At 73.4% G+C, this 21548-nt stretch carries 20 protein-coding genes; 7 read left to right on the top strand and 13 right to left on the bottom strand.

The features are described from left to right. The first annotated feature begins 162 nt into the window (after positions 1-162). The 3 genes from ACFW3D_RS30635 to ACFW3D_RS30625 all read left to right on the top strand — a co-directional run bounded on the left by ACFW3D_RS30635 (position 163) and on the right by ACFW3D_RS30625 (position 4515). Complete coding sequence (locus tag ACFW3D_RS30635; RefSeq protein WP_500509528.1) at positions 163-2457, top strand: FdhF/YdeP family oxidoreductase; 2295 nt, start codon at positions 163-165, stop codon at positions 2455-2457. Continuing rightward, entirely contained in the window at positions 2445-3284 is an 840-nt protein-coding gene (gene fdhD, locus ACFW3D_RS30630) for a formate dehydrogenase accessory sulfurtransferase FdhD (protein ID WP_500509525.1), read from the top strand. The genes ACFW3D_RS30635 and fdhD overlap by 13 nt, the downstream gene beginning before the upstream one ends. A gap of 304 nt (positions 3285-3588) precedes the next feature. Then, positions 3589-4515, top strand: a complete 927-nt coding sequence (locus tag ACFW3D_RS30625; RefSeq protein WP_500509522.1) for a LysR family transcriptional regulator — start codon at positions 3589-3591, stop codon at positions 4513-4515. A gap of 157 nt (positions 4516-4672) precedes the next feature. Here the strand turns inward: ACFW3D_RS30625 and ACFW3D_RS30620 are convergent, their stop codons facing one another. The 7 genes from ACFW3D_RS30620 to ACFW3D_RS30590 form a co-directional block, all read right to left on the bottom strand. Next, positions 4673-6340 carry a glycoside hydrolase family 13 protein gene (locus tag ACFW3D_RS30620; protein WP_500509519.1) on the bottom strand — a complete coding sequence of 556 codons (1668 nt, stop codon included), beginning with the start codon at positions 6338-6340 and terminating at the stop codon, positions 4673-4675. Then, on the bottom strand, positions 6337-7533 hold the full coding sequence (locus ACFW3D_RS30615) for a Gfo/Idh/MocA family protein (protein ID WP_500509517.1): 1197 nt from the start codon (positions 7531-7533) through the stop codon (positions 6337-6339). The genes ACFW3D_RS30620 and ACFW3D_RS30615 overlap by 4 nt, the downstream gene beginning before the upstream one ends. Beyond that, positions 7530-8546 (bottom strand): glycoside hydrolase family 130 protein, encoded by a 1017-nt coding sequence (locus tag ACFW3D_RS30610; RefSeq protein WP_500509552.1) that lies wholly within the window; start codon positions 8544-8546, stop codon positions 7530-7532. Before ACFW3D_RS30610 ends, ACFW3D_RS30615 begins: the two co-directional genes overlap by 4 nt. Before the next feature lie 88 nt (positions 8547-8634). Next, positions 8635-9528, bottom strand: coding sequence for a carbohydrate ABC transporter permease (locus tag ACFW3D_RS30605; RefSeq protein WP_500509514.1), 894 nt, complete (start codon positions 9526-9528; stop codon positions 8635-8637). Position 9529: 1 nt separating this feature from the next. Further along, complete coding sequence (locus ACFW3D_RS30600; protein ID WP_500509511.1) at positions 9530-10498, bottom strand: carbohydrate ABC transporter permease; 969 nt, start codon at positions 10496-10498, stop codon at positions 9530-9532. A 9-nt stretch (positions 10499-10507) separates the two neighbouring features. Next, positions 10508-11779 carry an extracellular solute-binding protein gene (locus ACFW3D_RS30595; RefSeq protein WP_500509509.1) on the bottom strand — a complete coding sequence of 424 codons (1272 nt, stop codon included), beginning with the start codon at positions 11777-11779 and terminating at the stop codon, positions 10508-10510. 160 nt (positions 11780-11939) lie between these two features. Further along, complete coding sequence (locus tag ACFW3D_RS30590) at positions 11940-12971, bottom strand: LacI family DNA-binding transcriptional regulator (RefSeq protein WP_500509507.1); 1032 nt, start codon at positions 12969-12971, stop codon at positions 11940-11942. Positions 12972-13407: 436 nt separating this feature from the next. On the opposite strand from ACFW3D_RS30590, the gene ACFW3D_RS30585 reads away from it, so the two are divergent. Then, positions 13408-13977, top strand: coding sequence for a GNAT family N-acetyltransferase (locus ACFW3D_RS30585; RefSeq protein WP_500509505.1), 570 nt, complete (start codon positions 13408-13410; stop codon positions 13975-13977). A gap of 238 nt (positions 13978-14215) precedes the next feature. On the opposite strand, the gene ACFW3D_RS30580 is transcribed toward ACFW3D_RS30585, so the two are convergent. After that, positions 14216-15019 (bottom strand): class I SAM-dependent methyltransferase, encoded by an 804-nt coding sequence (locus ACFW3D_RS30580; RefSeq protein ID WP_500509502.1) that lies wholly within the window; start codon positions 15017-15019, stop codon positions 14216-14218. Between the two features lie 56 nt (positions 15020-15075). After that, on the bottom strand, positions 15076-15831 hold the full coding sequence (locus ACFW3D_RS30575; protein WP_500509500.1) for an SDR family NAD(P)-dependent oxidoreductase: 756 nt from the start codon (positions 15829-15831) through the stop codon (positions 15076-15078). 92 nt (positions 15832-15923) lie between these two features. On the opposite strand from ACFW3D_RS30575, the gene ACFW3D_RS30570 reads away from it, so the two are divergent. Beyond that, positions 15924-16577 carry a TetR/AcrR family transcriptional regulator gene (locus ACFW3D_RS30570; RefSeq protein WP_500509498.1) on the top strand — a complete coding sequence of 218 codons (654 nt, stop codon included), beginning with the start codon at positions 15924-15926 and terminating at the stop codon, positions 16575-16577. 16 nt (positions 16578-16593) lie between these two features. Here ACFW3D_RS30570 and ACFW3D_RS30565 read toward each other — a convergent pair whose 3' ends face one another. The 4 genes from ACFW3D_RS30565 to ACFW3D_RS30550 form a co-directional block, all read right to left on the bottom strand. Continuing rightward, on the bottom strand, positions 16594-17436 hold the full coding sequence (locus ACFW3D_RS30565) for an aldo/keto reductase (RefSeq protein ID WP_500509496.1): 843 nt from the start codon (positions 17434-17436) through the stop codon (positions 16594-16596). Between the two features lie 78 nt (positions 17437-17514). Further along, the gene (locus ACFW3D_RS30560; protein WP_500509493.1) at positions 17515-18315 is read right to left on the bottom strand and encodes a rod shape-determining protein; all 801 of its coding nucleotides are present in this window, start codon (positions 18313-18315) and stop codon (positions 17515-17517) included. Beyond that, positions 18312-18731 carry a TraR/DksA family transcriptional regulator gene (locus ACFW3D_RS30555; protein ID WP_500509490.1) on the bottom strand — a complete coding sequence of 140 codons (420 nt, stop codon included), beginning with the start codon at positions 18729-18731 and terminating at the stop codon, positions 18312-18314. Before ACFW3D_RS30555 ends, ACFW3D_RS30560 begins: the two co-directional genes overlap by 4 nt. Positions 18732-18767: 36 nt before the next feature. Continuing rightward, positions 18768-19106 carry a TraR/DksA C4-type zinc finger protein gene (locus ACFW3D_RS30550; RefSeq protein ID WP_500509488.1) on the bottom strand — a complete coding sequence of 113 codons (339 nt, stop codon included), beginning with the start codon at positions 19104-19106 and terminating at the stop codon, positions 18768-18770. Between the two features lie 351 nt (positions 19107-19457). On the opposite strand from ACFW3D_RS30550, the gene ACFW3D_RS30545 reads away from it, so the two are divergent. Together ACFW3D_RS30545 and ACFW3D_RS30540 are read left to right on the top strand one after the other, a co-directional pair. Next, the gene (locus ACFW3D_RS30545; RefSeq protein ID WP_500509486.1) at positions 19458-20414 is read left to right on the top strand and encodes a sensor histidine kinase; all 957 of its coding nucleotides are present in this window, start codon (positions 19458-19460) and stop codon (positions 20412-20414) included. Next, positions 20411-21076 carry a response regulator gene (locus ACFW3D_RS30540; protein WP_500509484.1) on the top strand — a complete coding sequence of 222 codons (666 nt, stop codon included), beginning with the start codon at positions 20411-20413 and terminating at the stop codon, positions 21074-21076. Before ACFW3D_RS30545 ends, ACFW3D_RS30540 begins: the two co-directional genes overlap by 4 nt. The last annotated feature ends 472 nt before the right edge of the window (positions 21077-21548 follow it).

The raw sequence follows: 21548 nt of genomic DNA, 5'->3' as shown, positions 1-21548 counted from the left end.
GGTAGTTCACCCCACCCGGCGGGAGGCAATCCTTCATCGGCGTCGCCTATCAAGTAAAAGGAACGGCCTCTTTGACGGGCCGGACGAGCGGGCTTAGCTTTTCTGCGGATCGGTATTCGCGGCGGTTTCCGCGGAGTCGGAAGCAGGGAAGGCGGGGCAGGCATGGGCGCTCTGGAGGACCCGACGGACGAGCACCTGGAGATCACCTCTCCCAAGACGTGGGCGACCGGTCTCCCCGCGGTCACGCACGCACTGCAGTACTCCCTGAGCCAGACCTCGCCCCGCCGGACCATGCTGACCCTGCTGAACATCAACCAGGCCAAGGGCATCGACTGCCCCGGCTGTGCCTGGCCGGAGGCGGCGCCGGGCAAGCGGCACATGAACGAGTACTGCGAGAACGGCGCCAAGCACATCACCGACGAGGCGACGTCGCACCGCGTACGGCGCGAGCTCTTCGAGCGGTACACCGTCGACGAACTGGGCCGCAAGTCCGACTACTGGCTCAACCAGCAGGGCAGACTGACCGAACCGATGGTCAAGCGGCCGGGCGCGGAGCACTACGAGCCCATATCCTGGGACGACGCCATCGCCCTGATGGCCGGGGAACTGCGGGCCCTGGACTCCCCGGACGAGGCCCTGTTCTACACCTCCGGACGGGTGGGCAACGAGGCCGCCTTCCTCCTCCAGCTCTTCGCCCGCGCCTACGGCACCAACAACCTGCCGGACTGCAGCAACATGTGCCACGAGTCCAGTGGCGCCGCCATGAACGAGACCCTCGGCGTCGGCAAGGGCACCGTCAGCCTGGACGACATCCACGAGGCCGACCTGATCTTCGTCGTCGGCCAGAACCCCGGCACCAACCACCCGCGCATGCTGTCCGCCCTGGAGGAGACCAAGCGGCGCGGCGGAAGCGTCGTCGCCGTCAACACCCTCCCCGAGGCCGGGCTGATGCGGTTCAAGCACCCGCAGAAGGCGCGCGGTGTCATCGGGCGCGGCACGGTCATCGCCGACCAGTTCCTGCACATCCGTGCGGGCGGCGACCTCGCCCTCTTCCAGGCGCTGAACCTGCTGCTCCTGGAGGCCGAGGACGCCGCTCCCGGTACGGTCCTGGACCACGACTTCATCCGTGAGCACAGCACGGGCTTCCAGGAGTTCGCGGAGCACGCGCGCAAGACGTCGTGGGACGACGTGCTGACGGCCACCGGCCTGACGCGCGAGGAGGTGGAGCAGGTCCACGAGCGCGTCCTGGCCGCCAAGAGCGTCATCGTCTGCTGGGCCATGGGCGTCACGCAGCAGAAGCACGGTGTGCCGACCATCCGGGAGATCGTCAACTTCCTGATGCTGCGCGGCAACCTGGGCCGGGCCGGCGCGGGGGCGTGCCCGGTGCGCGGCCACAGCAACGTCCAGGGCGACCGCACCATGGGCATCTGGGAGAAGATGCCGCAGAGCTTCCTCGACTCCCTGGGACGGGAGTTCGGCTTCACACCCCCCGCCAAGCACGGCCGCGACTCCGTCGACGCCATCCGCGCCATGCGCGACGGCGAGGCGAAGTTCTTCCTCGGGGTGGCGGGGAACTTCATCCGGGCGACCCCGGACAGCGACGTCACCGAGCGGGCGATGCGCCGGTGCCGGCTGACGGCGCACATCTCCACCAAGCTCAACCGCTCGCACACCGTGTGCGGTGACACCGCACTGATCCTGCCCACCCTGGGCCGCAGCGACCGGGACGTCCAGGCCGGCGGCGAGCAGTTCGTCACCGTCGAGGACTCCATGAGCATGGTGCACGCCTCCCGCGGCAAGCTGGCGCCCGCCTCCCCCGACCTGCTGAGCGAGGTGGCGATCATCAGCCGGCTGGCCCGGGCCACCCTCGGCGGGACCCCGGAGATCGGCTGGGAGGAGTTCGAGGCCGACTACGGCACCGTCCGGGACCGGATCTCCCGGGTCGTCCCGGGGTTCGAGGACTTCAACCGGCGGGTCGCCGAACCGGGCGGATTCCAGCTGCCGAACCCGGTGAACGCGATGACCTTCCGGACGCCGAGCGGCAAGGCCGTCTTCACCCGCAACGACTTCGAGATGCCGCGGGCACCGAAGGGCCACCTCATCCTGCAGTCCCTGCGGTCGCACGACCAGTGGAACACCGTCCCGTACGCCATGGACGACCGCTACCGCGGCATCCGCGGCGGCCGCCGGGTCGTCATGGTCAACCCCGAGGACATCGAGGACCTGGGGCTCACCGAGATGCAGATGGTGGACCTGGTGAGCGTCTGGACCGACGGCAGCGAGCGCCGGGCCGAGTCCTTCCGCCTGGTGCCCTACCCCACCTCCCGGGGGTCGGCCGCCGCCTACTACCCGGAGACCAACGTCCTGGTCCCGCTGGACAGCGTCGCCGACGTCAGCAACTGCCCGACGTCCAAGGCCGTCGTCGTACGACTGGAGGCGGCGGCATGGGCCGGGTGACCGCGCGGCGGCGGGTGCTGCGGATCAGGGACGGGGTGCCCGGGCACCGCGCGGACACGCTGGCCGCCGAGGAACCGATGGAGATCCGCGTCGGCGGCCGCGCGCTGACGATCACCATGCGCACCCCGGGCAGCGACTTCGACCTGGCCGTGGGCTTCCTCGTCAGCGAAGGAGTCGTCCACGGTGCGGACGACGTGCTGGGCATCCGCTACTGCGCCGGCGCCACGGCCGACGGCGGCAACACCTACAACGTCGTCGACGTCGCCCTGGCGCCCGGTGTGCGCCTCCCCGCCCTCTCGCTGGAGCGCAACTTCTACACCACCTCCTCCTGCGGTCTGTGCGGCAAGGCGAGCCTGGACGCGGTGCGGACCACACAGCACTGGAGCGTGGCCGACGACGGCGCGGAGATCGACTCCGAGGTGCTCTTCACCCTCCCCGACCGGCTGCGGGCGGCGCAGCGGGTCTTCGACAGCACGGGCGGGCTGCACGCGGCCGGGCTGTTCACGACGGACGGCGAGATGCTGTGCCTGCGTGAGGACGTGGGCCGCCACAACGCCGTCGACAAGGTGATCGGGCACGCGCTGCAGGAGGGGCTGCTGCCGCTGCGGGGCACCGTGCTCATGGTCAGCGGGCGGGCGTCCTTCGAACTCGTGCAGAAGGCGGCCATGGCGGGCATCCCGGTGCTGGCCGCGGTGTCCGCGCCGTCCTCCCTCGCAGTGGACCTGGCCGACGAGACGGGGATGACCCTGGTGGGCTTCCTGCGCGGCCGCTCGGCGAACGTGTACACCGGGGCCGAACGGGTGCGCGCGGCCCAGCCCGTCGCCTGACGCGGGGCGGCGGCGTACGCGGCCTCCCGGGGGAGGCCGTGTCGTTCCCACCGCGCCGGTCGGCACGGGCGGCCCGGCGGGGGCGCAGGGTCGGCGGCCCGCGGTACGGCGTGCGCGCCGGCGCTCCGACCGCGCCCACGACTCGCCCCGCACGGCACCCACCGGTTCACTGGGAACCGGCGCTCCGGGCACTTCGCTCAGGCGGGCGCCGTCGGCCCGCCGGGAGCGACTTGGTATACAGCTCGGAACCGGGAACGAGTCCGACGCGTTGCCCGGCCGGCCGAAACCCGAGAGGTGCTCATCCGTGCTCTTCCGGCAGCTCGAATACCTGGTGGCCCTGGCACGTGAGGGGCATTTCGCCCGTGCCGCGCAGAGCTGCGGGGTGTCCCAGCCCTCGTTGTCGGAGGGCATCCGCAAGCTGGAGGAGGAGATGCGCGTCGCGCTGATCCAGCGGGGCCGGCGGTTCGACGGCCTCACCGCCGAGGGCGAGCGCGTCGTGGTGTGGGCGCGGCAGATCCTGGCCGACCGGGAGGCCATGGAGGGCGAGGTCACCGCCATGCGCACCGGACTGAGCGGCCGCATCCGCATCGGCGTCGTGCCCAGCGCCGCCACAGCCGTGCCACGCCTGGTCGACCCCCTGTGCACGCGCCACCCGCTGCTCACCGCGCACATCGTGAACGACCTGACGTCGAGCGACATCCTCACGATGCTCAGGGACTTCACCCTCGACGCCGCCGTCACCTACCTGGACGACGAAGTGCGCGCCGCCTTTCGTACCGTGCCGCTGTACCGGGAGAAGTACGCGCTGCTCACCGACGCCTCGTGGGCCCCGGCCGGCGGTGCCACGGCGTCCTGGGCGGAGGCTGCGGCCCTGCCGCTGTGCCTGCTCACATCGACCATGCGGGGCCGGCGCACCATGGACGCCCTCTTCGCCGCTGCCGGGGCCGAACCGGTGGCGAGGGTGGAGACCGACTCGTTCGCCTCGCTGATCGCGCACGTCGTGGCCGGGCGGTGGGCCGGGATCGTGCCTCTGGCGTGGATCCATGCCCTGGGAGTGCCGCCCGGCGTGCGGGCCGTCCCGATGGTGGAGCCCGCCCGGGCCGCCGAGATAGGGCTGGTCGCGTTCCGCCGGGATCCCGAGTCCGTGATGGTGCAGGCACTGGTCGCCACCGCGCAGCACGCCGACCTCAAGCCGCTGGAGTCGCTTCCCCGCATGCAGTGGGACCGGTGATCGCGGCCGACGGGGCCCGGGCGTCCTGGCCCGGGCCCCGGGCGGCCGGGATCGGGCCGCGGGCCGTAGCGGTCGGGACGCGGGGCCCCGCCCGGTCGACCGGTACGACCCGCTGTGCGGGCTCGCGTACGCGCGACATCGCCGCGGAACCGCCGGGTCAGGACGTGTGCGCGGCAGCGCTCCCGGCGGTGCGGAGCCAGACGGTCGTGTCCGCGGGCACCGAGCGGCCGTCGAGCGGGGCGCTGGCCAGCAGCACCTCGTCGCCGTCCGCGAGGGGCAGCGGATCCGGGCCGAAGTTGGTCAGGCACCGCAGCCCGGGCGCGCGGTCGAAGGCGAACCAGGACCCGTCCGCGGGCCCTTCGGGGACCGGCACCGCGTCCGCCGGGACCGGCGCGGTGCGCCGCAGGCGCAGCGCGGAGCGGTACAGGGCGAGCATCGACGCGGGGTCGTCCTCCTGGGCGCGGACGGTGAGGCCGGCCCAGTCGCCGGGCTGCGGGAACCAGCAGGCGTCCGGGGCGGCGGTGCTGAACCCGTACGGTGCCGCCGTGCCCTCCCAGGGCAGCGGCACCCGGCAGCCGTCACGTCCGCGTTCGCGGTGGCCGGAACGTTCCCAGAGCGGGTCGCGCAGCCGGTCGTCCGGCACGTGGACCTGCGGCAGCCCCAGCTCCTCGCCCTGGTAGACGTAGGCGGCGCCGGGCAGCGCGAGCATGAGCAGCGCGGCGGCCCGGGCGCGGCGGCGGCCGCCGGGGCCGCCGCCGTAGCGCGTGACCGGGCGGACCGCGTCGTGGCTGGAGAGGACCCACGTGACGGGCGCTCCGACGGCGCGCATCGACGACACGGACCGCTCGATGACCGCGCGCATCTCCACCCCGTCCCAAGGGGACTCCAGGAAGGCGAAGTTGAAGGCCTGCTGCATCTCGCCGGGGCTGACGTACCGGGCCAGCCGGGCCGGTACGAAGACGGCGGCCTCGGCGACCATCACCCGCTGCTCCGGAGGGACCGCGCCGGGCGGGGCCGGGTGGGTGTCCAGGAGCCGGCGCCAGGCGCGGAACAGCGGGTGCAGTTCCTCCTGGTCGTGGTACGGCATCAGGTGGTTGCGCAGGATGTCCTGGTGCTGTCCTGGCCCGGCGTCGGGGAGGCCCGGGGCCTTGAAGAGGGTGTGGGCCACGTCGATGCGGAAACCGTCGACGCCGCGGTCGAGCCAGTGCCGCAGGATCCGCTCGAAGTCGGCGACGACCTCCGGGTGCCGCCAGTCGAGGTCGGGCTGCTCGGGCGCGTGCAGGTGCAGGTACCACTCGCCCGGGCCGCCCTCCGGCGCCGGGACCACGGTCCATGCCGAGCCCCCGAACGCGGACTCCCAGTCGTTCGGCGGGAGTTCACCGTCCGCGCCGCGTCCCGGGCGGAAGAGGTAGCGGTCCCTGGCCGCACTCCCGGGGCCGGCCGCCAGGGCCTCGCGGAACCAGGGGTGCGTGTCGGAGGTGTGGTTGGGGACGAGGTCGATCAGGACCCGCAGCCCCAGGCCGTGGGCGCGCCCGACCAGGGCGTCGAAGTCCGCGTCGGTGCCGAGGTCCGGGGCGACGGCGGTGTGGTCGGCGATGTCGTAGCCGCCGTCCGCCAGCGGTGACGGGTAGAACGGGGTGATCCACACCGCGTCCGCCCCGAGCCGGGCCACGTGGTCCAGGCGGCCGGCTGCGCCCGCGAGGTCGCCTACGCCGTCCCCGTCACCGTCGGCGAACGCGCGCGGGTGGATCTCGTAGCAGACGGCGTCCCGCCACCAGGGCGCGGCCGGATCGGGACCGGTGGTGCTGCTCACGATGCTCCTCATGCTCCTGTTCGGTCCGAAGGGACGGGGAGGGTGCGGCCGGTCTCCGCGGAGCGCGTGGCCGCCTCGGCCACCGCGACCGCGGTCCGTCCGGACCGCGCGTCGGCCACCGGGGTGCCGCCCTCCGTCGCGCAGCGCAGCAGGTCGGTGAAGGCGGCGCGCACGCTCTCCGCGTACACGTGCTGCTTGCGCGCCTCGCCGCCCAGGTCGACCACGCAGGTCACCCGGTGCGGGACGCTGCGCTCGACGCCGCGGCCGCGGGCGGGCGCCGACGGGCCCGCGTCGCGTTCCACGGTGACGGTGATCCGCTCCTCGCCGTGCGGCCGGAGCCCGGGCACGGCCAGCAGGCCGGCGGCGCGCGCGGGCAGGTCCTCCCAGCGGCGGGCGCCCTGCTCGTCCGTCCAGGCCGTGACCGTCGCATGGGCCGGGATCCAGCCGGTGACCCGGGCCTCGGCGAAGCCGTAGTCCAGGCGCATCAACTGCCGTTCGGCGCGGTGGGCGTGGGTGAAGGAGTGGGTGTGGGTGGCGACGGCGCCGCCGGGGTGGGTGGCGGTGGCCACGACGATGTCGACCGGGCCGCCGTCGCGGTGGACCGCTGTGCCGTGCACCTCGACGGGCTCGCTGCCCATGAGGGCGCGGGCGGCGTCGAAGAAGTGCACGCCGTGCTCGACGTGGATGCCACCGCTGTGCGCGGGGTCCCAGAACCAGTGGCCGGGGCCCAGGTCCTCGTCGGCGGCGTCGTTCTCGAAGGCGAAGCGCACCAGCGGGTCCAGCAGCCCTTCCGCACGGAGCCGCTGCAGCATCCGCAGGACGGGGTTGTAGCGCAGGACGTGGTCGACGACGAGGACCCCGGCCGAACGCCCGGCCTCCGCCTCCACCCGCAGGGCGTCCTCCAGCGTCACGGCCAGCGGCTTCTCGCAGAAGACGTGCCGGCCCGCGCGCAGCGCGCCGACGGCGAGTTCCGCGTGCGTGGCCGGGGGAGTGGCGATCGCCACGACGTCCACACCCGGGAAGCCGGCCAGCGCGTCGGCATCGTCGGCGACGGCGGCGCCGTGCCGCCGCGCGAGGGCGGCGGCACGGTCACCGTCGGGGTCGGCGCACGCCACGACGCGCACGCCGGGCAGGTCGGCCACGGCGTCCAGCAGGTAGGCGCCGAACGCGCCGCAGCCGGCCAGGCCCAGACCGAGCGTGGTCACTCGGCACGGTCCAGGCGGGCGACGCCGATGTGCGCGTCGGCCATGCCGTAGAAGACGTAGCGGACGCCGTCGATCTCCTCGATCGCGGTCGGGAAGACGACGTTGGGCACGGTGCCGGAACGCTCCTCCTCCGTCTCGGGCTCCATCAGCGGCTCGTCGGTGCGGGCCAGGATGCGGGCCGGGTCCTGCGGGTCGAGAATCATCGCGCCCGCCGCGTAGCTGACCTTCTGCTGCTGGGCGAAGGGGTCGTCGATGGTGCCGGACACGCCGTGGTGGATGAGCAGCCAGCCCTCCTCGACGCGGATCGGGGCCGGCCCGGCACCGATCTTGAGCTCTTCCCAGGGGTGCTCGGACAGCGCGACCAGCCGGTGGTCACGGGGGCGGGCCAGGGCGCTGAGGTCCTTCTCCACTTCGGCCACCGGGACGTAGGAGATCCAGATGCCGGGGCGCTCGTCGGTCACGCCGGCCGGCAGGTGGACGCCCTCCCCGGGACGGAACCAGCCCAGGTCCCACATCGGGCGGTGCAGCATGGCGAAGGCGGGCTCGCCGTCCGGACCCGGGACGGGCTCGGGGAAGTGCACCACGTCCTTGTTCGGGAAGAGGTTGAGGTCGGTGTCGAGGTCGGCCTGGTAGGCGAACTGGATCGGGCCCAGGCGCTCCCAGGTGACCAGGTCCTTCGAGACGGCCAGCGCCGGCTTGGGGCCGAGCGGGCCGTAGGCCACGTACGACATGACGTGCAGCCCGAGCGCCTCGATCCACGTGGTGCGCGGGTCCTCCACGCCGGCGTTGTTCTTGCCGCGCTCCCAGCCGGCGTCGGGGGCGAGGACGACGCCGCGGCGCTCGACGCCGGTGGGCACGCCGTCCTCGATCACGACCTCGGCGAGGCCCACGCGGGAGACGTTGCCCTCCGCGACGAGGCGGGGCAGCAGGTGCAGGGTGCCGTCCGGGGTGCGGCCGGACGCGGGGTTGAGCACGCCCTCGGCCTCGTCGGTCTCGCCGGCGAGCGGGGACATCACGACGCCGACACGGGTCAGGCGGTAGGGCACGTTGGTGGAGCCGGTCGTACGGGTGGAGCCGGTGGTGCGGTCGTTCACAGCGAGTTCAGCCCTTCGTGGCGGAATCGAGGTCGGTGGAGGTGAAGCGGCTCTGGAAGACGAGGTACAGGGCCACTGCGGGCGCGGCCAGCACGCAGGCGCCGGCGAGGATGGCGCCGAACGGGTTGGCGGCGGCGGAGGAGACGGTGCTGATGTAGTTGGCCAGCGAGACGGCCAGGGGCTGCATGTTCTGCTCCTTGGTGACCAGGAACGGCCACAGGAACTCGTTCCACGGCCCGGTGAAGCTCAGCAGCACGACGGAGGCGAGCGCCGGCTTGCACAGCGGGATCGCGATCCGGAACAGGATCTGCAGCTCGCCCGCGCCGTCGATGCGCGCGGCCTCGAACATCGCCTGCGGCAGTTGCAGGAAGAACTGCCGGAAGATGAAGACCGCGCTGGTGTTGATGGCGAACGGGAGGATGATCCCGATGTAGGAGTCGGCCAGCCCGTAGTCGCGGACGATCAGCACGTAGAGCGGGATCATCAGCAACTGGAACGGGACGACCTGCACCAGCAGCACCAGGGCGAAGGTCGATCCCTTGCCCCGGAAGTGGAGCCGGGCCAGCGCGTACCCGGCCAGCAGCCCGAAGACCGTGGTGCAGATGATGACGCCGCCGGTGAAGATCCCGGAGTTGATCAGGGAACGGCCGAGCGAGATGGCCGAGTTGATCTCCGCGTAGTTGTGCAGGGAGAGGTTCCCCGGTCGTGGGAAGGCGCCGGCGGGGCTGCTGTCGGGCTCGCGCTGCAGCGAGCCGATGAGCATGTAGTAGAAGGGGAAGAGGAAGGCGAAGGCCCCGGCGAGCAGTGCCAGCCGCGACAGGATCCGGCGGGCGCGGGAGTGCGTGTGCGGACTGTGCCCTGCCGGGCGGCGCCTGTACGCGGGAGCGTGGACGTCGGTCATGTCAGTCCCTCTCCAGCACTCGGCGGTAGACCAGGGAGATGCCGGTGATCAGCACGACGAGGATCACGCCGATCGCCGCCGCCTCGTCCGGGTGGCCCTGCTGCAGACCGCGCTGGTACATCAGCAGCACCGGTGAGGTGGTGGCCCCGTCCGGTCCGCCGCCGCTGGTCAGCAGATACGGCTCGGTGAACAGGTTCGCCCCGGTCACCGTCGCCAGGACCAGCACGAGCAGGGTGGCGGTGCGCACCGCCGGCACCGTGATCGACCAGAACATGCGCATCTTGCCCGCGCCGTCGAGCGCGGCGGACTCGTAGAGCTCGCCGGGCACGTTCTGCAGCGCCGAGAGGTAGAGCACGATGAAGAAGCCGAGCTGCTTCCAGGCGACGAACAGTGCGATGGTCGGCATCGCCAGGTGCGAGTTGACCAGCCACGACGGGTCCGGCGCCAGCGGCCCGAGCGCCTTGTTCACCAGGCCGTTGGAGTTGAACAGGAACAGCCACACGCCGACGACCGCGACGCTGGCGGTGATGTACGGGACGTAGTAGGCCGTGCGGAAGAACGTGCGCGCCCGGATCTTGGAGTTGAGGGCGGTGGCGAGCACGAGGGACGCCGCCACCGTCAGCGGCACGTTGATGACCAGGAAGACCGCGATGTTGAGGAAGGACCGCCACACGTCCGGATCGGTGAGGACGGAGGTGTAGTTGGCGAACCCCACGAAGGGGCGGTCCACCTGGGCGCCCGGCGCGGCGAAGAAGTAGTCGTGGAAGGAGATCCACACCGCGAAGCCGAGCGGGTACAGGAAGATCGCGGCCAGGTACAGCAGGTAGGGGGAGACGAAGGCGAGACCGATCGGCTGCTTGCCCGCGAACCTCGGCCCGCGCCGCCGGGCTCGCGGCTCCTGGCCGGACCGGGTGCGGGCCCCGCCCCGGGCCGGCCCGGGGCGGAGGACGTCATGCTGCGTGGAGGACATCGACCCGACTCACTGCTTCGCCAGGCCGTCGACCTTGCCCGCCGCCTCGCGGAAGGCGCTCTCCACGTCGCCCTTCCCGAAGATCACGGACTTGGTGTAGGCGTCGCGGAACGTCTGCCAGATCTCGACGGAGTTCGGCACGTTCGGTGCCTCGACGGTGCGGTCGGCCTGCTCGGCGAAGGTCTTGTACTCCGGGTGCGAGGCGAAGTAGTCGGGGTACGCGGCCGGCAGGTCCTGCCGCATCGGCATCTGGCCGGTGGCGTCCAGCAGCTTGCCGTCCTGCTCCTTGCTGGTGGCGAACTTCAGGACGTCCCAGGCCGTGCCCTTGTTCTTGCACGCGGTGAACATGCCGATGGACTTCTCGTCGCTGAAGGTGCCCTTGGCCTCGGCGCCGGTCGCGGTCGGCACCGGCACGGCGCCCCACTTGACCTTGTCGCCGTAGACGGAGACGGCCCACGGGCCGACGATCGCCATGGCGGCCTTGCCGTCGGCGAAGGAGTCACCGTTGTACTGCTCGTTGGGGGCCAGGTGATCCGCGTACATGGTCTTCCAGAACTCGGCGGCCTTGATGCCGTCGGGCGAGGCGAACCGGGCCTTGCCGTCCTCGACGAGCTGCTTGCCGGTCTGGGCGGCGAAGAGCGGGTAGAAGTCGAACCAGGACTGGTAGAACTCCGAGGTGGGCGCCGGCCAGATGGCGGCGTGCGCCCCGCCCTTGACCAGGGCGCGCGAGGTGGTGAGGAAGTCCTGGTAGCTGGCGAGCTTGGGGTGCTCGGCGTCGAGCCCGGCCTTCTTGAACAGGTCCTTGTTGTAGAAGATCATGACGGGGTTGCTCTTCCAGGGCATCTGGTAGTACTTGCCGTCGGGCGACGCGTACTGGGAGAGCCGTTCGCCGGTCCGCTCCTCGAGGTACTTCTTGCCACCGGGGAAGTCGTCCAGGGCCACCAGGCCGCCCTGCTTCTGGAAGCCGGGCACGGCCGCGGGGGCGGTGTTGAGGATCAGGCACGGGGCGTTGCCGGCCGTGATGGCCGCGCCGATGACCTCCTCGGAGCTCTTGCCCGCCGGTATCTCCTGCGCCTTCACCTTCTCGTCGGGGTGGGCGGCGTTCCAGGACGCGACCATGCTCTTGCCCCAGGCGACCTCCTGGGCGTTGTTGGAGTACCAGACCGTGATCGGCCCGTGGGCGTCGGCGCCGGAGGCGGAGTCCGAGCCGCCGCTGCCGCACGCCGCGAGCGGCACGGTCAGGGCGACGGCGGAGAGGACGGTCAGGAGGGTTTTCTTCATTGCGGTGGCTCCGTGTTCTCAAAGGGTGGGAAGCGGCCGTTCCGGGGCGTCGTCCTGCCTCGGTGACGGCCCTCCGGGGAGCGGAGAACGTCGTGGGCGCGGCGGGCGCGCGTTCAGCGGTTCGGGGTTCGGTGGCGTTCGGGGTTCGGTGGCGCGGGGTTCAGGGGCGTGCGGCCTCGGTGGGGGCCGGTCCCGTCGAGCCGCGCACCATGAGCGCGGCCGGGTCCAGTTCCACGTGGGGGGTGGTGCCCTGCTCGATCGTCTCGATCAGGGCGCGTGCGGCGGCCCGGCCCCAGCTGGCGGCGTCGGCGCGGCAGGTGGTGAGCGAGGGCCGGGTCCAGGAGGCGAGCGGTACGTCGTCGAACCCGACCACCGACAGGTCGTCGGGCAGCCGCAGGCCGGCCTCCTGCGCCACGGCCATGCCCGCGGTGGCAGACAGGTCGTTGGCGTACACGATGGCGGTGGGCCGTTCGCCCCGCGTGATCAGCGCCTGTGTCGCGAGCGCGCCGCCCTCGGCGGTGAAGCCGCCCGGCAGGACCGGGCCCTGGGGCAGGCCCGCCTCCGCGAGCGCGTCCCGCCAGGCGCCGAGCCGCCGCTGGGCGTGCAGGTACTCCTCGGGACCGGCGACGTAGGCGATGCGGCGGTGGCCCAGCTCGACGAGGTGGCGGACGGCGCCCGCGACCACCGGACGGTCGTCCAGGTTGACCGTGGAGATCCCCTCGACGCCGTCGTCGGCGCCGACGGCCACGGCCGGCAGGCCCAGCTCCCGCAGCAGCTCCGGGCGCGGGTCGCCCACCCGCAGGTCGGTGAGGAACACCCCGTCCACGCGCTGGTCGTCCACCAGGCGGCGGTAGGTGTCCATCTCGTTGCGGGGGCTCGTCACGTGCAGCATGAGACCGTCGCCGGACTCGGATATCACCGACTCGATGCCCGCCATGAAGGCCGGGAAGAAGGGGTCGGTGCCGATCAGGTCGGGCTCGCGGGTCAGGACGAGCCCGACGGCCCGGGCCCGCCCGGTCGACAGCGCGCGGGCGCTGCGGCTCGGGGTCCAACCCAGCTTCTCGGCTGCCGCGCGTACCCGTTCCTGGGTCGCGGCGGCCACGCCGGGCCTGTCGTTGAGGACGAAGGACACCGTCGCCCGGGACACACCCGCCAGCTGGGCGACATCGGCGATCGTGGGGCGTCGGGCCATGCGGACTCTCCGTGTACGGCGGCGGAAGGGCAGGCCGCATCCGCAGCCGCGGGTCCCGTCGACCGGCGTGCCCGTGGGACACGCCGTCCGGCGGCACCTTCGGCGCCGGAGGCAGCACGTTCTGGCACTCGCATACCGGGGCAACCAACGCGAAGGGATTGCTTCACCTGGCGTTTGAACCGGTTTAAACGAGCGATGTGAGGAACCATGAACCTCCGGGGGCGGAGTGTCAAGGGGCCGCTTTCGGTTGGGGAGTTATATGAGGCAAGTGAGGTGATAAGTCCGGAATGTCGCAGCGTCGTACCGTCACCACGGACCGCGAGAATCGTGACGCTGCGTCACGAGCCCTGTGAGGGTGCCGGCGCGGCGCGGCATGCTGCTACCGTCTGCCCAACCCCCGGGCCCGCGGCGGACGGAGCCGATGAAGGAAACGAATGTGTTCCCCGACACGGTCCTGCGCACCGAGCGGCTTCTCCTGCGCCCGTTCACCCCGGACGACGCCCATGACACCCAGGTCAGCTGTGAGGACCCCCACACCCAGCGGTGGCTGCCACTGCCGCGCCCGTACACGCTCGACCACGCGAGGGCCTGGTGCGCGGCGGTCTCCCACGGCCTGCGCGAGTCGGGCGACGGCATCCACTTCGCGGTCGCGGACCGGGCCGATGGGCGGCTGCTGGGCACTGTCGGCCTGAAGCGGACCGACTGGCGGGTACTGGCGAGCGAGGTCGGTTATTGGGTGTCGCCCTGGGCGCGGGGACGCGGCGTCGCCACGGAGGCCACCCGGGCCCTCGCGGCCTGGCTGCTGGCCGAACAGGGCTTCCAGCGCCTGGAGCTGCGCGCGGCGACAGGCAACACCGCATCGCAGCGCGTGGCCGTGAAGGCCGGGCTGCGCCGCGAAGGCGTCCTGCGCAACGCGGGTTTCGTGCACGCCGGCCGCGTCGACCTCGTCGTGTTCTCCCTGGTGCCCGGAGACCTGGCGGCCGGGCCGGTGACGGCGCTCGGCTGACGGCCCGGCTCCGGTGCGGCCCCTGACCATGGGCCCGCTCCGACAAGCCGGCTGCCGGGGCGTCGATCGGCCTGGGCCGGGCGGCCGCTCGAGCGCGCCGCAGGCCCCCGCCGCGTCGTTGCGGCAGGGGCCCGACTCATGGCGATGAGGGCTCCGACGGGGAGAGTCGCAGCCCTCCAACTACACCACCGCCCAGCCTCGCCGCGGTTGCGCGTGCCCGCACGTCACGGTGGGCCGGTCAGGTGACGCCCTCCGACGGCGACCGGCCCCAGGCCATGAGCATGCCGGGGGACAGGTCGGCGCAGTCCGTGGAGTCCAGGTAGCGGAGGGCTGCGTCGACGAGGGCGTCGTCGACGAGGCCGGTGGCGACCATGGCCGACCGCGCACGGTCCCACGTCTCCGCCCAGAACCGGCTGATCGCGCTGCCCGGCAGAAGCGGCGGCACGTGGATCTCCGCCGCCACCGAGCGCAGCCCGGCCGCCCTGAGCATCCCGGGGTAGCGGGGCACCCGGGAGACGTCGGTTCCGACGGTGTCGCGCAGCCCTCGCCACATCGCCCGCATGACCAGCGTGAACGGCGTGTCGGGGGCGTCGGCGCCGGTCAGGTCCACGGCGTCGCAGACGACCAGGACGCCGCCGGGGGCGAGCAGGCGGCCGAGCCGGGCGATCATCCGCTCCGGCGACGGCAGGTGCATCAGCACGAACCGCGCGTGGACGAGGTCGAACCGCCCCGGCGGGAAGTCGTCCTCGGTGACGTCCGCCTGCCGCACCGTCAGGCCCGGCACCGGACGCGCGGTCAGGAACCGTACGTCCCGGTCGACGGCGACCACCTCGGAGACCCGGGCCTCGCGGAGCAGCCCGCGCGCCACCGTCCCCGTGCCTGCGCCCACGTCCAGGCAGCGCCAGCCGGGGCCCGCCCCGAGCAGCCGCAGGCGGGCGAGGGTGGTGTCGTCGTACGCGGCGGCGCCGAGGTCGACGCGGTCGCCCTCACCGGCGTCCTCCGGGCGGAAGAAGCGCTCCCCGTAGCGGCCGGCGCTGGTCATGCCCTCATTGTGGCAACGGGTGGACGCGGCCACATGTCGGCGGCCGGTGCCCACCGCTACACCGCGGTGTAGCCGCCGTCGACGGTGAGCGTGGCGCCGTGGATCTGGGAGGCCTCGTCACTCGCCAGGAACACGACGGCCGAGGCCACCTCCGCCGGGTCGCCGGCGCGGCGCGAGGGCATGCGCGAGATGATCGGGGTCAGCTGTGCGGCCCTCGCCGCCACCTTGTCGGTCAGGGTGGGGCCGGGGGCCACCGTGTTTACCCGGACCCCGTGCGGCCCGTACTCCGCGGCCCACGACTTCGTGAGCGAGTGCACGGCCGCCTTGGTCATGCTGTAGAGCGCCGAATGCGCCATGCCCCGCATGCCGTTGATGGATCCCAGGTTGACCACGGCGCCGTGGCCGCGCTCGGCCATCGGCGGGGCCAGCAGGCCGGTGAGCAGGAACACCGACCGCACGCTCACCGCCAGCGCCTGGTCGACGGTCTCCTGCGGCACCTCGGCGGTGGGCGTCGGCGTGAGCAGGAGCGCCGCGTTGTTGACGAGGACGTCGATCCGTCCGCCGGCCGCCGCGAGCGCGTCGGTGGCGAGGCGCCCGACGGCGTCGGCGCCGCCGGACAGGTCGGCGCCGACGAACGCGGCCGAGCCGCCGTCCTTCTCGATGCGTGCCACCACGTCGGCGCCGCGGGCCGCGTCGCGTCCGCTGACGACGACGAACGCGCCCTCCGCCGCCAGGGCGGCCGCGATGGCGGCGCCGAGGCCCGCGGTGGAACCGGTGACGAGGGCCGTCCGCCCGGTGAGTCGCTGGGTCATGTTCCGCGCCTTTCTCAGTGAACCGGCTGGGAACGGCAAAGGTGCCACCCGGAAAATGGACCTGCAAGTCCAAAAAATGGCACCATGGGTGCATGGCACCACGACTCACGGCCAAGGGCGCCGCCACCCGGCAACGCATCGTCGAGGGGGCCGCGGAGGAGATCCGCGAGCGCGGCGCGGTCGAGACCACCCTGGACGACATCCGCGCCCGCACGGCCACCAGCAAGAGCCAGCTCTTCCACTACTTCCCCGGAGGCAAGGAGGAGCTGCTGCTCGCCGTCGCCCGGCACGAGGCCGGCCGGGTCCTGTCCGACCAGCAGCCGTACCTCGGCGCGCTCACCTCCCGGCAGGCCTGGTACGACTGGCGGGACGCGGTCGTCGACCGCTACCGGCGGCAGGGGCAGCAGTGCCCGCTCGGGACGCTCGTGTCGCAGCTGAGCCCCGCCACGCCCGGCGCGCAGGCCGTCACCAGGGAACTCCTCGCGTCGTGGCAGGCCCAGATCACCAGCGGCATCCGGGCCATGCAGGAGCAGCGGGAGATCCCGCCCGGGCTGGACGCCGACCGCGCCGCGGCCGCCCTGCTCGCGGGCATCCAGGGAGGTGTCTCGATCCTGATGTCGACGGGCTCGCTCACGCACCTGGAGGTCGCCCTCGACCTGGGCATCGAAGGGCTCCTCGCCGCGCCGGCGCCCGGACCCGCGAAGGCACCGGTGAAGGCACCCGCACCCGCGCCGTCCTCCCGCTGACCGCGCACGGTGCCGCTCAGAGCACCTCCAGCGGTACGGGCCCGCGCGGCGGCGGGAACGCCGCGTCCAGCGCCGCCAGCGCGTCCGCGGGGAGCCGGAGGTCCGCCGCGGCGCGGTTCTCGGTGACGTGCCCGGGCCGCCCCGAGCGGGGGATCGCAGCCACGCCCTGCTCCAGCACCCACGCCAGCGCCACCTGGGCGGGCGTGGCGCCGAGGCCGTCCGCCACGGCCCGCAGCGGTGCCGAACGCAGCAGCCGCCCCTGTTCGACGGGGGAGTAGGCCATCACGCCGGACCGGTTGCGCCGGCACCAGGGGAGCAGGTCCCACTCGATGCCGCGCCGGGTGAGGTTGTAGAGCACCTGGTCCACCGCCACCGCCGACCCGCCGGGGAGCGCGACCAGTTGGGCCATGTCGCCGGCGTCCAGATTGCTGACGCCCCAGGTGCGGATCTTGCCGCCGGCCATCAGCTCGGTGAACCCGGCCAGGGTCTCCTCCAGCGGGTGCCGCCCCCGCCAGTGCAGCAGGTACAGGTCCAGGATGTCGGTGCGGAGCCGTCGCAAGCTCGCCTCGCAGGCCGCGACGACACCACGGCGGTCGGCGTGCTCCGGCAGTACCTTGCTGACGAGGAACACCTCGGCACGGCGTCCCGCGATGGCCTCCCCGACCAGTTCCTCCGCCGCGCCGTCGCCGTACATCTCGGCGGTGTCGACGATCGACATGCCCAGGTCGAGGCCGAGCCGCAGGGCGGCGATCTCCTCGCGGCGGCGGCCCGGGTCCTCGCCGAGGTACCAGGTGCCCTGGCCCAGTGCGGGGACGTCCCTCGAGGACAGCCGGACCGTACGCATCGACGCTGTCGTCATCCCTGCCTCCCCGGCGCGACACACCTTCAGGCCACCACCCCGCACCGGGACGTGCAACCCGGTGGAGGGCGACGGCCGCTACTCGGGCACCGGAGCACGGACGTCGCGCGTGAACGACGGGTGGAGGAGGGCGGACCCCAGGAGTTCGGCGGCCCCGCGCACCGCCGCGGTGCGCGGCGCCGGTACGACCTTGACGGGGACGTCGAGCCGGCGCGCGAGACGGTGGACGACCTCGGGGCGCAGCGCGCCGCCGCCGGCCAGGAGGACGCCGTGCGCCAGGGCGGCCGGTGCGGCGGCCGTCCGGTCCTGCTCCAGCACGGTCGCCACCATGGCCACGAGCGAGTCGACGACGAGTGCTGCGGCCCCGGCCTCCGTGTCGAGGTCGGCGGTGCCGAGCGCGGCACGGTGCGCGTCGGTCACCGCGCCGTCGACGAGCAGGACCGTCTCCGTGACGTGGGCGCCGACGTCCACCACGAGCAGGGGGCGGACCGGGTCCTCGCGGGCCGCGAGCGCCACCGCCCGCGCCGTCGGCACGGTCAGCACGGCGCCCGGCCGCAGGACCTCCACCGCGGCACGGGCCGCCGTGCGGTAGGCGACGCCGTCCAGGACGGGTGCCGTCAGCACGACCAGCGGGCGGCCGAGGCGGGGCAGCCGGTCGCGGAGCAGCCGGTCGAGCATCCGGGCGGTGCCGGGGACGTCGATGGCGCGGTGGCGGCGGACGGGGTGCGCGGTGCCCGGTTCCGAGGCAGTGTCCGGGAACGCCACCGTGGCGACGTCGAGCACCATGCCCCTGCCGAGCGCCCAGACCCGTGTACGGGTGCTGCCGATGTCGACGGCGAGACCCGTCCGCCGGCGCGCAGGCCGCCACGGCGTGCTCATGCCCCGCTCCCCCTCGCCCGCCTGCAAAGGCCGCAATAGCGGGCCTGGGGGACGACCATCAGGTGGTTCAGCGGGATGAGCCGGTGGCACTGCGGGCAGATCCCGTAGTGCCCCTCCCGTATGCGTTCCAGAGCCGCCTCGACGTCGGCCAGCACCATCCGCGCCGAGGCGGCCAGCGCGTTGCGGACCTCCTCCCGGGCGGCCGCACATCCACCCGCAGCACCTGCGCCCGCCGCACTTGCGCCCGCCGCACCTGCGCCCGGCAGCCGGTGCGCGGGGGCCGGTTCGGCCGCGGCGACCTGCCGCAACTGCTCCTGACGGAAGAGGCGTTGCTCATGGAGGCTCGCGCGCAGCGCGGCGAGGTCCTCGGCGGACAGATACGCGGCGCGGTCGCCCGCAGTCCGGTGGTTCACCACGTCACCTCTCTCCGGTCTCTCCGGCTGGTCCACGGTTCACGCGGCGCGGCGCACGCAGGCCACGCAGCAGCGCGCGTACGGGAGGATCTCCAGACGCTCGGCCGGTATGGGCTTTGCGCAGTCGGGGCAGACCCCGTAACTGCCGTCCTGGAGGCGCGCGAACGCGGCCTCGATCTCCCCCAGCACCCGCTGGACGGCCTCCTTCTGCACGACCATCACGTGGTCGTCCGCCGCCCAGCCGGCCTCGGCGACGGCCCGGAGCTGGGTGAGCCGGGTGTTGCGCTCGTGCTCGAGACGCTGACGGGCCTCGTGCGCGGTCATGCGGCCGGACCGTGCCTCGGGCCGGGGTTCGGGCGGGGCGGTGTCGGGGGACACGGAGGGCTCCTTCCTGGGACGGGATGCGTTGGCGGCCGGCGCCGAGTGCGGCGCCGGCCGGGACCACGCGGGGGGTCGCTTCCCAGCCTGGACGAGCGGGCGGCGCCCGCCCATCGGCCGTGTCACCCATCTTGTGCGGGTACCGGACCCCATCCGCGGCCCCTTGCGGCCTCACGACCACCCCAGAGATGGGGGTCGCACCCCATCGACCGGGGCACCCGGGCGCGGGCAGGCTGGACGGAGGCCGTCACGACGACGGCCGCGCCCGCCTGCCGGAACCCGCGGAGGCGGGCGCCAGGTGCGCGCGCATGGAGCGACGAGGGAAGAGCGGGAGAAGGAGGCCGACGTCAGGTGTCCCTGTTCTGGCGGATCTTCGGGCTGAACGTCGTGGTGCTCGGTACGGCCACGGCCCTGTTGTTGTGGGCCCCGGTGACTGTCTCCGTACCGGTGGTGGCGGCCGAGGCGGTGATCCTGGTCGGCGGCCTCGCCGTGATGCTGGTCGCCAACGCCGTGCTGCTGCGGGTCGGCCTGGCCCCGCTGGGCCGGCTGACCGGTCTCATGACCACCGTCGACCTGCTGCGCCCCGGGCAGCGGCTGCCGGCGACCCGCGGCCACGGCGGCGTGCCCGAGCTGATCCGCACCTTCAACGCCATGCTGGACCGCCTGGAGGAGGAACGGGCCACCAGCAGCGCCCGCGTCCTGTTCGCGCAGGAGGCCGAGCGCCGGCGCGTCGCCCAGGAACTCCACGACGAGGTGGGACAGAGCATGACCGCCGTCCTGCTCGAACTGACCCGGGCCGCCGACCAGGCGCCCGAGCCGCTCCGCGGCGAACTGCGGCAGGCTCAGGAGATCACCCGGGAGAGCCTGGACGAGGTGCGCAGGCTCGCCCGCCGGCTGCGCCCCGCGGTGCTGGAGGACCTCGGCCTGGTCAGCGCGCTGACCTCGCTCACCGGGGACTTCGCCACGCACACCGGCCTGGGGGTGCGGCGTCGCTTCGACCCGGACCTGCCCCCGCTCGACCGCGAGACGGAACTCGTCCTGTACCGCGTCGCCCAGGAGAGCCTGACGAACGTCGCCCGCCACGCCGAGGCCGAACGCGTCGAGGTCAGCCTGCGCCACAGCGGCGACAGCGTCGTGCTCGGAGTCGGTGACGACGGACGAGGCACCGGCATCGTCCACGAGGGCGCCGGCATCCGCGGCATGCGCGAACGGGCCCTGCTCCTCGGGGCCGCGCTCGACATCACCTCCACCCCACGGGCCGGCACCCAGGTCCGGCTGACCGTGCCCGCCCCGAGGGACCGCTCATGACCCCGACCGGACCGACCCCGATCCGCATCCTCCTCGCGGACGACCACGCCCTGGTGCGCCGCGGGGTGCGGCTGATCCTCGACCGCGAACCGGACCTGGAGGTCGTCGCCGAGGCCGGCGACGGCGCGGAGGCCATCGCGCAGGCCCGTGCCCAGGACGTCGACCTGGCCGTCCTGGACGTCTCGATGCCCCGCCTGACGGGCCTGCAGGCGACCCGCGACCTGGCCGCGCTCAAACCCGGGCTGCGCATCCTGATGCTGACGATGCACGACAACGAGCAGTACTTCTTCCAGGCGCTCAAGGCGGGTGCCTGCGGCTACGTGCTGAAGTCGGTCGCCGACCGCGACCTGGTCGCCGCCTGCCGGGCCGCCATGCGTGACGAGCCGTTCCTCTACCCCGGCGCGGTCACCGCCCTGATCCGCAACTACCTCGACCGCGCTCGCCAGGGCGAGGTGACCCCGGACCGCGTGCTGACGGCGCGGGAGGAGGAGGTGCTGAAACTCGTCGCCGAGGGGCACTCCTCCAAGGAGATCGCCGAGACGCTGGTCATCAGCGTCAAGACCGTCCACCGGCACCGCGCGAACCTGCTGAGCAAGCTCGGTCTGCACGACCGGCTGCAGCTCACGCGCTATGCCATAAGGGCGGGCCTCATCGAGGCGTGAGCTCCCCGGCGGCCGGTCACTGCGCCGCCGTCCCGCCCGAACCCCATCCCCCCCGACGACGACCGAGGAGGTGCCCCATGGCACGGCGCCGCGCTCCCGCCGCTCGCCCGCGCCGGCCCCGCCGGTCGGCGACGGCAGCCGCCGGGACGCTGCTCGCCGCGCTCCTCGCCCTCTTCGTCCTCCTCGTCCCGGCCGTCGCCGCGACGGGAACCGGGCACGCCCCGCCGTCCAGCGCCGCCACCGGAGACCGGGATCCCGGGCCGCCGCACGCCGCCGGGCCGGGCGCCCCATGTGCCGGGCCCGCCCGCACGTGGCGCGACGCCCCGGGCGAGCGGCACGTGCCGCGGCCCGACGCCGCGGCCGCCTCCGACCGGACCCCGCTCACCCGGCCGTCGTACGCCACCGCGCGACCGGCCCCGGGCGGCGACGCCCGCACCACCGCGCACCCGGCGCCGAGCCGCGGACGTGCCCC

Source organism: Streptomyces sp. NPDC058864 (genome assembly GCF_042742985.1).
Taxonomy (GTDB): domain Bacteria; phylum Actinomycetota; class Actinomycetes; order Streptomycetales; family Streptomycetaceae; genus Actinacidiphila.
The sequence above is the reverse complement of the archived record's forward strand: the minus strand, read 5'-3'. Positions and strand labels throughout refer to the sequence as shown.

Excerpts from the sequence above, each read along its gene's own strand:
- ACFW3D_RS30635 (WP_500509528.1), top strand. The coding sequence starts at position 163 with ATGGGCGCTCTGGAGGACCCGACGGACGAGCACCTGGAGATCACCTCT.
- fdhD (WP_500509525.1), top strand. The coding sequence starts at position 2,445 with ATGGGCCGGGTGACCGCGCGGCGGCGGGTGCTGCGGATCAGGGACGGG.
- ACFW3D_RS30620 (WP_500509519.1), bottom strand. The coding sequence starts at position 6,340 with ATGAGGAGCATCGTGAGCAGCACCACCGGTCCCGATCCGGCCGCGCCC.
- ACFW3D_RS30610 (WP_500509552.1), bottom strand. The coding sequence starts at position 8,546 with ATGTCCCCGCTCGCCGGCGAGACCGACGAGGCCGAGGGCGTGCTCAAC.
- ACFW3D_RS30605 (WP_500509514.1), bottom strand. The coding sequence starts at position 9,528 with ATGACCGACGTCCACGCTCCCGCGTACAGGCGCCGCCCGGCAGGGCAC.
- ACFW3D_RS30600 (WP_500509511.1), bottom strand. The coding sequence starts at position 10,498 with ATGTCCTCCACGCAGCATGACGTCCTCCGCCCCGGGCCGGCCCGGGGC.
- ACFW3D_RS30595 (WP_500509509.1), bottom strand. The coding sequence starts at position 11,779 with ATGAAGAAAACCCTCCTGACCGTCCTCTCCGCCGTCGCCCTGACCGTG.
- ACFW3D_RS30590 (WP_500509507.1), bottom strand. The coding sequence starts at position 12,971 with ATGGCCCGACGCCCCACGATCGCCGATGTCGCCCAGCTGGCGGGTGTG.
- ACFW3D_RS30580 (WP_500509502.1), bottom strand. The coding sequence starts at position 15,019 with ATGACCAGCGCCGGCCGCTACGGGGAGCGCTTCTTCCGCCCGGAGGAC.
- ACFW3D_RS30575 (WP_500509500.1), bottom strand. The coding sequence starts at position 15,831 with ATGACCCAGCGACTCACCGGGCGGACGGCCCTCGTCACCGGTTCCACC.
- ACFW3D_RS30570 (WP_500509498.1), top strand. The coding sequence starts at position 15,924 with ATGGCACCACGACTCACGGCCAAGGGCGCCGCCACCCGGCAACGCATC.
- ACFW3D_RS30565 (WP_500509496.1), bottom strand. The coding sequence starts at position 17,436 with ATGACGACAGCGTCGATGCGTACGGTCCGGCTGTCCTCGAGGGACGTC.
- ACFW3D_RS30560 (WP_500509493.1), bottom strand. The coding sequence starts at position 18,315 with ATGAGCACGCCGTGGCGGCCTGCGCGCCGGCGGACGGGTCTCGCCGTC.
- ACFW3D_RS30540 (WP_500509484.1), top strand. The coding sequence starts at position 20,411 with ATGACCCCGACCGGACCGACCCCGATCCGCATCCTCCTCGCGGACGAC.